Origin of the sequence: Photorhabdus bodei (genome assembly GCF_003287735.1) — a bacterium.
Classification (GTDB): domain Bacteria; phylum Pseudomonadota; class Gammaproteobacteria; order Enterobacterales; family Enterobacteriaceae; genus Photorhabdus; species Photorhabdus kayaii.
The window spans coordinates 22,463-31,768 of record NZ_NSCM01000052.1 but is presented as its reverse complement, the minus strand read 5'-3'; the positions used below and the strand labels follow the sequence as shown (position 1 = coordinate 31,768).

The 9,306-nt window shown below is 47.0% G+C and carries 5 protein-coding genes; 2 read left to right on the top strand and 3 right to left on the bottom strand.

Features of this window, described 5'->3' with window-relative positions:
- Positions 1-409 precede the first annotated feature (409 nt).
- Both malQ and malP read right to left on the bottom strand, forming a co-directional pair.
- Positions 410-2,497, bottom strand: coding sequence for a 4-alpha-glucanotransferase (gene malQ / locus CKY02_RS20020; RefSeq protein ID WP_112896655.1), 2,088 nt, complete (start codon positions 2,495-2,497; stop codon positions 410-412).
- A 9-nt stretch (positions 2,498-2,506) separates the two neighbouring features.
- Positions 2,507-4,909, bottom strand: coding sequence for a maltodextrin phosphorylase (gene malP, locus CKY02_RS20015; RefSeq protein ID WP_112896654.1), 2,403 nt, complete (start codon positions 4,907-4,909; stop codon positions 2,507-2,509).
- A 284-nt stretch (positions 4,910-5,193) separates the two neighbouring features.
- Here malP and CKY02_RS24975 point away from each other — a divergent pair, with 284 nt between their 5' ends.
- Together CKY02_RS24975 and malT are read left to right on the top strand one after the other, a co-directional pair.
- The gene (locus tag CKY02_RS24975; RefSeq protein ID WP_162120746.1) at positions 5,194-5,334 is read left to right on the top strand and encodes a hypothetical protein; all 141 of its coding nucleotides are present in this window, start codon (positions 5,194-5,196) and stop codon (positions 5,332-5,334) included.
- Complete coding sequence (malT, locus tag CKY02_RS20010; protein ID WP_112896653.1) at positions 5,334-8,048, top strand: HTH-type transcriptional regulator MalT; 2,715 nt, start codon at positions 5,334-5,336, stop codon at positions 8,046-8,048. The genes CKY02_RS24975 and malT overlap by 1 nt, the downstream gene beginning before the upstream one ends.
- Positions 8,049-8,056: 8 nt before the next feature.
- Here the strand turns inward: malT and CKY02_RS20005 are convergent, their stop codons facing one another.
- Positions 8,057-9,250 (bottom strand): multidrug effflux MFS transporter, encoded by a 1,194-nt coding sequence (locus CKY02_RS20005; RefSeq protein ID WP_112896652.1) that lies wholly within the window; start codon positions 9,248-9,250, stop codon positions 8,057-8,059.
- Positions 9,251-9,306 lie beyond the last annotated feature (56 nt).

The window sequence follows — 9,306 nt, the reverse complement described above, 5'->3', positions numbered from 1 at the left end:
GGTTTTTAACCTGTTTAAAAAATCCTTAATTACTTCTTTTTACTTTTGATGATTAAAGTTTTTACCTGTTTTTTCGTGGTTAGCCTGGCCTCTTTTCCAGCTTTTAAAACCACACGGATAGATAAAAGAGGCTTTTTTTAATACCGGTTTTCTCATTGATGAAAACTCGGCGATAGTAATCAAGACGTTAAAAGTTAGCAATATGAAGGATGGTTTATATACCCGTTATCTTTCAAGTTGCCTCTTTGTTGGCTGCACTCACTCACCTCGGTCACATAGTTTGCTATGCTCCCGGGGATTCACTCCCTTGCCGTCGCGATGCATCTTGAAATCCATGGGGTATAGATTAAAACCATCCTTTAAACTGGACAGGATAATGCCTTCGGAGGGGAAATAGGCATTGCGGCATTTAGTCTCTGTCTATTCCCGTTTTTTTACGACATTTATCTACATCTTTCAGCAATTGGTTGACATGATCATCACCAAACAGGGTTTCCAGAGAGGTATTCAATTTACGTCGCCAGTTAGGATATTCCATTACCGTACCTGGAATATTGACCGGTTTATCCATATCCAGCCAATCTTCGGGTTGCAGGCCCAGTAGTGCGCAGGCACTGTGGGCAATATAACGATGTAGCCCTTGGTTTATTATCGGTGACATGTCTACCTCTTTTGCCATGTGACCGATATGTTCCGGGATACAGCCGTAGCGATGTAAGCCTTCTAATAACCCTTGTTTGCTAGCTTGACGGTCAGTATGTAACCCTTGAAGCAGGTCTTTATCAGGGTATAGTTTGAGTGATTCCCCAAGTGTCAAATCGTTGCTTTGCCAAAATCCACGTAAGGTCGGTAAATCATGGGTGGTGATGGTTGCCATTGCTTGTATCGGGTAATCCTCAGGTGCGCGGTATTCTCCATTGCCATGACGCTCAAAGTAGAGCACTTTATAAGAATAGACACCGCTGTCGCGCAGTTTGCCTACAATCTCTTCCGGTACAATCCCCAAATCTTCACCAATGACCAGACAGCGATGGCGCTGACTCTCTAATGCCAGAATCGCCATCAGATCATCAACTGGGTAGTGTACATATGCTCCTTTGTCAGCTGTTTCACCGTAGGGAATCCACCAAAGTCTGAGCATCGACATCACGTGGTCAATGCGTAAGGCACCGCAGTGGATCATATTTGTACGCAGCAGATTAATGAACGGTTGGTAAGCCTGGGCTTGCAAAACATGAGGATTCATTGGTGGTAAGCCCCAGTTTTGACCCAATGGTCCAAGAGCATCCGGTGGCGCTCCCACTGATGCTTTAGTGCAATAGACAACCCGGTTGCACCAGGTTTCCGAGCCTCCTTCCGCTACGCCAACGGCTAAATCACGGTAAAGCCCAATTGGCATGCCACTTGTTTGGCTTTGGGCAAAGCAGTCTGCAAGTTGCGTATCAGCCAACCACTGTAACCAGAGGAAAAATTCCACTTCCTGCGGGTGAGATTGGCAAAATGTTTGTACCGCTTCACCGTGCGGATCGCGGTACTTTTCCGGCCATACCGGCCAGCCCCAACAGGTACTATTTTCAGCATATAACTGGCAGTGCAGAGCGTCATAGACGGCTTGATAGTAGAGACATTCACCACCCTGAATGACAAATCGGCGGAAAGCGGTTTGTTGGGAATCATGTTCTGGGCGCGTACTGAATTGTTGATGTGCCAGACGTAGTGCTGCCATTTTCAACGCCATCACTGTGGTGTAATCCACCCATTTAGTGCTGCGGGAATACTGTAACGTGCGTTGAGTCTCTGGTGCTTGCCACCAACGCTGTGCCTCTTCACTGAGCTTGAAATCTTCAATCTGATTAACGTCAATGTAAATCACATTAAGCCAGTTGCGTGAAGAGGGGCTATAGGGGCTGGCGCTTTCTGGCATGGCTGGATGCAGTGCATGCAATGGATTCAACCCGATGAAGGCGCCTCCGCGTGCTGCTATCTCTTTCAGCATGTGTTTCAGGTCGCCAAAATCGCCGATTCCCCAGTTGTTTTCTGAACGCAGAGTATAGAGTTGCACACAGGCACCCCAAAGTTTTTCCCTCCTTTGCAGGGCATCTGGTTCATGGCAGCGTTTGGGCGCCACGATAATCTGCATGGACCAGCATTGGTTTCCTTGTGTCAAAGTGAGGTGATGGTAGCCCAGAGCAAGCGTATCAGGTAGCACCAGTTTATGGCAGCAATGCCCCTGAAATTCCTCTCCTTGTTCTGTCTGTATCTGCCATTGGTAGTGCTCTTCATCTTTCAGGGTGATAGTGAAGTGCTCGCCTTGAGTAAAAACTTTTACTGTCGGTAAGGGTGAAACCGACGCGTTGGCCGGTTTGTTTTCACTTATCGCATCCAACAAGTCGTGTCGGGTTTCCGTTGGAATCGCTTGTGGTTTGCCATAAGCATTAATATAGCTGGCGACAATGCCAGCCTCGGTCGCTAAATGATCGAGGCTTTTCTCCTCCATGATTTTTCCTTATCTCTCTGCTTGCCAGATGCGTTGTTGATAATCACGGATTGTCCGGTCAGAACTGAACATGCCCATCCGGGCGGTATTTAGAATGGCACTACGTGTCCAGCTTTGAGTATCGCGGTACAAGGAGTCGATCCGTTGATGCGCATCACAATAGGAGGCAAAATCAGCTAGCACCAGATAAGGATCGCCACCTTCAATCAGACTATGTAACAGCATATCGAATGCTCGCTTATCGCTATAACTGAACTCGCCGCTAGCCAGTGCCTTGAGTATGTTGTCCAGATGCTGATCTTCCTTGAGTAATTTCAGTGGGTCATAACCGGCAGCTTTCAATGCTTTCACTTCTTCTACGGTATGCCCGAAAATGAAGATATGGTCATCCCCTACCTGTTCGGCAATTTCAACATTCGCTCCGTCTAATGTTCCGATGGTCAGTGCGCCGTTTAGCGCCAGTTTCATATTGCCGGTACCGGAAGCTTCCTTGCCGGCAGTGGAGATTTGTTCTGAAACATCGGCAGCCGGGATCATTAGTTCCGCGACAGAAACTTTGTAATCGGGGATAAAAGCGATCTTAATGCGATCACGGACGATTGGGTCGTTATTAATTTTCTCCGCAGCCTGATTGATGGCGGAGATAATGTTTTTTGCCAAATAGTAGCCGGGCGCGGCTTTTGCGCCAAACAGGAATACACGTGGCACGATATCCAGTTCCGGGTTTTCCTGAATTTGTTTATAGAGCGATAGGATATGCAACAGGTTCAGATGTTGGCGTTTATATTCATGCAAGCGTTTAATTTGCACATCAAAAATGGCGTTTGGATCTAGCTTAAGCCCCATCACTTTATTGACATAATTGGATAGCAGGATCTTGTTGCCTTGTTTGATAGCTCGGTACTCTTCGCGGAAAGCGGCGTCATCTGCATAGGGTTCAAGTGTTTTAAGGGCATCAAGATCGTTAATCCATTCGCGATTAAGTGTACGGTCAAGCAATCCTGACAGTGCCGGGTTACACTGTTTGAGCCAACGACGCGGGGTCACGCCATTTGTCACGTTGAGAAACTTATTCGGCCATAGTTGATGGTATTCAGGGAAAAGATCCTTAACGATGAGCTGTGAGTGCAGCGCTGCTACCCCGTTTACGGCAAAGCCCGCGACGACACAAAGATTCGCCATGCGTATCTGATGGTTATAATGTACAGCCAATTTTTCCCATACGGCTTGCTCGCCGGGCCAGGTTTTGTCCACCAACTTTTTAAACCGGTAGTTAATTTCTTTAATGATGCTGTAATGGCGTGGTAGCAGCTGGCTGACTAGATCCTCGTCCCAACATTCCAAACCTTCTGGCATCAGGGTATGGTTGGTATAGGCGAAAGTATGGCTGGTTATCTCCCATGCGGTTTCCCAACTCATTTGGTGTTTATCCAGCAGAATGCGCATCATTTCAGGGATGGCAATCGTTGGGTGGGTATCGTTAAGCTGGATAACTTCATACTTAGGCAGATCTTCTATTTTGTGGCCTGCCAGATAATGGCGACGTAAGATATCTGCGACGGAGCAGGCACACTGGAAATATTGTTGCATCAGACGCAGGCGTTTGCCTTCCTGATGATTATCATTCGGATAGAGAACTTTTGTCAGTTTAGCGGCTTCAACACCTTGCTGTTCCGCTGCCAGAAACTGCCCGGCGTTGAATTTGTCGAGATCAAATGGCGTAGCATGGGTTGCTTGCCACAGGCGTAATGGTTGAGTAACACCATTGCGATAACCAATGACCGGTAGATCCCAAGCTTCTCCAACCAAGGTAAATTCAGGTGCCCAAGTTTCGTGTCCATCATCGGTTATGACGACTTCGCCACCAAAATTCACCTCAACATCTAACTGAGCGTTGTGGCGGAACCAGGGATAAGATTCTCGTCCCCAATTGTCTGGTTCTTCAATTTGTTGCCCTTGTTCAAAGGATTGGCGGAACAGGCCGTATTGATAATTCAGACCATAGCCAATTGCCGGCTGACCGACGGTTGCCATAGAGTCAAGAAAACAGGCGGCAAGCCGTCCCAATCCACCGTTACCTAAAGCGGGGTCAGTTTCTTGTTCCAGAAGATCACTCAGAATGATATTTTCTTCTGCCAGGTAAGCCTGAACGTCTTCATACCAACCAAGGTTAAGCAGATTGTTTGCGGTTAAACGGCCAATCAGAAACTCCATGGAGATGTAGTTCACATGGCGTTGTTGGTCGGAATGATTGATGACAGGGCATGTGGGCAACAGCTCTGACAGGGCCGCACTAACGGCTTGCCACCACTGATGCTGGGTCATTTCCTGTGCTGAACCGAGGCCAAAGCGCTGCCATTGACGTGTCAGCGCAGCCTGAAACTGGGCTTTATCTAATCTGGACTGTTGCATGGAGTCTTCATCCTGTAGCTGAAAAGGAAAATTTAAGCACTATGCTGAATGCTCTCGGGATCTAAAGCATCATCCTAGAGAGGTATTAGTCAGGGAGGAGTAGAAGGGCGTAGCCAGTAACCCTCTTTCGCATCATTTTTGCGCCTAATTGAGTCCATTTTTTTCCAGTGGATCGATAAGGTAATCTGCTAATTGCTTCCACAACTTATATGTAGAAAATGGAATTTGTTGTTCAAGAATGTGATAGGGTGCGCAACTTAATACTATAGGGGTCGTAAACATATTTGCAAAAGCAATCTATTTCACTAAATTTGGTTGGGCCGATTAATGGCGTCATTACGGACCATGAAATAAATCATCTAACTAATATCACTCATGGTTCCGGCGCAGGTTTTACTTATCGCTTCTTTGGGCACGGAAATTAATGCTTATCCCATCAAAACTGAGTCGTCCTGTTCGTCTGAATAATACAGTCTTGCGTAAGCGTCTGTTAATCAGATTGAATGAGTCGTCTAATTATCGTCTTGTGCTAATAACTAGCCCCGCTGGTTATGGCAAAACCACATTGGTCTCTCAGTGGGCTGCCAGGCAGGATAATTTGGGATGGTATTCTTTGGATGAGAGCGATAATCAGCCGGAACGTTTTGCCAGCTATCTTATCGCGGCGTTGCAACAGGCTACGCAGGGACACTGTGTTAAAAGTGAAGTGTTGGCCCAAAAACATCAATATGCCAATTTACCCGCGCTTTTCGCTCAATTATTTATTGAACTTAGTGAGTGGCGGCGGCCCATTTTCCTGGTGATCGATGATTACCATCTGATTGTGAATAACATTATTCATGAGGCTATGCGGTTTTTCCTGCGTCACCAGCCTGAGAATCTGACGTTAACCATCTTATCGCGTAATTTGCCTTCTCTTGGGGTAGCTAATCTGCGTGTGCGTGAGCAATTGCTGGAAATTGACAGTCAGCAACTGGCTTTTGATTATCAAGAAACGCAGCAATTTTTTGATAAGCGGTTAACCACATCCCTCGACGCCGACGATTGTAAGCGCTTATGCAATGAAGTCGCGGGTTGGGCAACGGCGCTTCAGCTTATCGCGCTTTCAGCGCGGCAGTCGTGTGATGCCGCTGAACTGTCGGCTAAACGCTTGTCGGGCATTAACGCCGGCCATCTTTCCGATTATCTGGTGGATGAGGTACTCAATCAGGTGGATAGTTCAACGCGTGAATTTTTGTTGCGCAGTTCTATCTTACGTTCCATGAATGACGGTTTGATTGTTCGTCTAACCGGTGAAGAGAATGGTCAGCAGCGTCTTGAAGAAACTGAACGTCAGGGGCTGTTTATCCAGCGTATGGATGACTCTGGCGAATGGTTTCGCTTTCATCCGCTTTTTGCTTCATTTCTACGTCAACGCTGTCAATGGGAAATGGCGTTGCAATTGCCGGAGTTGCATCGGGCGGCCGCAGAAGGTTGGTTGGCGCAGGGGTATCCGGGCGAGGCGATTCATCATGCCTTGGCGGCGGGTGATACTGCCATGCTACGCGATATTTTGTTGCAGCATGCTTGGTCGCTGTTTAACCACAGTGAGTTATCTCTGTTGGAAGAGTGTATGAATGCGCTGCCTTATGAGCAGCTATTGGAGAGTCCGCGTCTGGTGCTGCTCCAGGCTTGGCTGGCCCAAAGCCAACATCGTTATTCAGAAGTCAATACACTGTTAAACCAAGCGGAACAGGCACTGCAACAGAAACAAATTGCTATAGAGCCGGATCTCCTAGCTGAATTCGATGCGCTACGGGCTCAGGTGGCTATGAACAGCGGCAAGCCGGAGATGGCCGATAAGTTGGCGAAACAGGCTTTGGCCGCACTGCTTCCTCAGAATGAATACAGTCGTATTGTCGCAACTTCCGTGGAAGGTGAAGTATTACATTGTAGAGGTGAGTTGGCTGATGCATTAGCGCGGATGCAACAAACCGAGCAGCTTGCGCGTCGTTTCCATGTTCATCACTATGCGTTGTGGGCGCTGTTGCAGCAAAGTGAGATTTTATTAGCTCAGGGATATTTGCAGACGGCTTATGAAACGCAGAACAAGGCATTTGAATTGATCCGTGAACAGCATTTGGAGCAGTTGCCAATGCATGAATTTTTGTTGCGTATCCGTTCACAGCTTTTGTGGTGTTGGTCTCGTCTTGATGAAGCCGAAGATGTAGCGCGTCGTGGGCTGGAAGTGTTGTCTAACTTCCAACCTCAACAGCAGTTGCAGTGTCTAACCCAGTTGGCTAAATGCTCTTTGACCAGAGGAGATATTGATAATGCCCGCCGTTATCTGGCGCGTTGTGAAAACCTGCTAAATAATGGGCAGTATCATCGAGATTGGCGTACGAATACTGACAAACTGCGAGTCATCATTTGGCAGAATATGGACGACAAAGATGCCGCTATTCGGTGGTTGGCACAGACTGAGCGACCAGAAAGTGTCAGTAATCATTTTAATCAGGGGCAGTGGCGCAATATTGCTCGTGCTCAGATTCTGCTTGGTTTGTATGATGAGGCTGAGTCCATTTTGGATACACTGAATCAACATGCGAGAAAATTGCAGTTAATCAGCGATCTGAATCGTAATTTACTGTTGTATAACTTGCTTTACTGGCATATCGGACGCAAAAGCGAAGCGCAGAATGCACTCATTGAGGCATTGGCTCTGGCTAACCGTACTGGATTTATTAGCCATTTTGTCATTGAAGGTGAGTTGATGGCCCAACAATTACGTCAGCTTATTCAGCTCAATACCTTGTCTGAACTAGAGTTACATCGGGCGCAGCGCATTTTGCGGGATATCAACCGTCAGCATCGCCATAAATTCGCTCATTTTGATGAAAGTTTTGTCACTCAGTTGCTAACACATCCTGATGTTCCTGAGCTTATTCGCAATAGTCCGCTTACACAGCGTGAGTGGCAGGTATTGGGATTAATTTACTCAGGCTACAGTAATGATCAAATTGCCGCGGAATTGGATGTAGCGACGACAACGATTAAGACACATATACGGAATCTGTATCAGAAGCTAGGGATTGCGAATCGCCAGGAGGCGATTCAGCAAGCACAACAACTGATGCAGATGATGGGGTTAGGTGTGTGATTGATATTTTAGGATTCTAGCGAAACTACCCGTCCTTTCAGGTTACGGCTGAGTATGTGTGCCGACAGGATTAGCGTGGTACCGAGTAGCATGACTAACACGAGTGACTGTTTGAGCGAAAATGGCAACGCCATAGCAATGAGCGAGAGGGTGGAGCCGACAGCCATCTGGACGAATCCTATCAGTGCAGAAGCGACACCGGCTTCGTCAGAATAAGGCTCTAGTGCATAACTGGTCGCCGGTCCCATGACAAATGCCATACCTGTGCAGGCGAAAGAAACCGGCAACATATAGCTTAGCCAGTGCTGGCTGGCGACAGTTGGCAGATGCATGCCAGAAAACAGAGATAGGCTAGCCAGTGCCATTAGAATTGTCCCTAACAGCAGGCAGCAAGGGCGGCCAAGTCGATGGATAATTTTATTGGCGGTTAGGAAAGCGATCATCGTCCAGAGTCCGTTGCCACCAAAAATCAATGAAAATGCTAGCGGTGAAATATGGCCCTCGGTCATTAGCACGGTTGGTGCAAATGACACATAGGTAACCACTATTCCCATAATGCCAGCGTTAACTAGGGCAAAATGTATAAACTGGGCATTGCCAAGAATTTGAAAATATTGCTTTAGTGGTAACCCGCGAACTGGTTTAGTGTTAGCGGGGCGCGTCTCTGGTAGCCAGTTGGCAATGATAAGTAGTGCAATAACCGAGTAGCAAGTCAAAAACCAGAATGGCGCTCTCCAGTTGAACATTTCGGCCAGAATACCGCCAAGTAATGGCGCGAGAGCAGGAACAATATTTAGCGTACCGTTAATAAATCCATAGGCTTTGGCCGCCTCATCACCGTTTAGGCGATCACGCACACCACTAATGCAGACGACACTGGTACAGCAGACAGCACATCCTTGAATAATTCGCGCCGCAATAAAAATTTCGGGAAAAGTAGAAAGCGCTGCGATCACCGAACCGATGATATATAAGGTGATACCCGTTAGGGCTACTGGCCGACGGCCGAATTTATCTACTAGTGGCCCAGCGATTAACTGACCTAGCCCCATAATTAATAAAAACAAAGAAATCGTTGACTGAATAACTTCATTGTTAACTTTAAAATCCTCGGCAATGGCAGGAACCGTAGGCAAGAATACATCGATACCCAAAGGTCCAAAAAGTGCCAAGCTAAGTAGTAGAAGAATATAATTTTGCATGTGTGTTCTTTTAATATTTCAATAATGGTGGTGGTTTTATTGGTGAATAGGCTCAG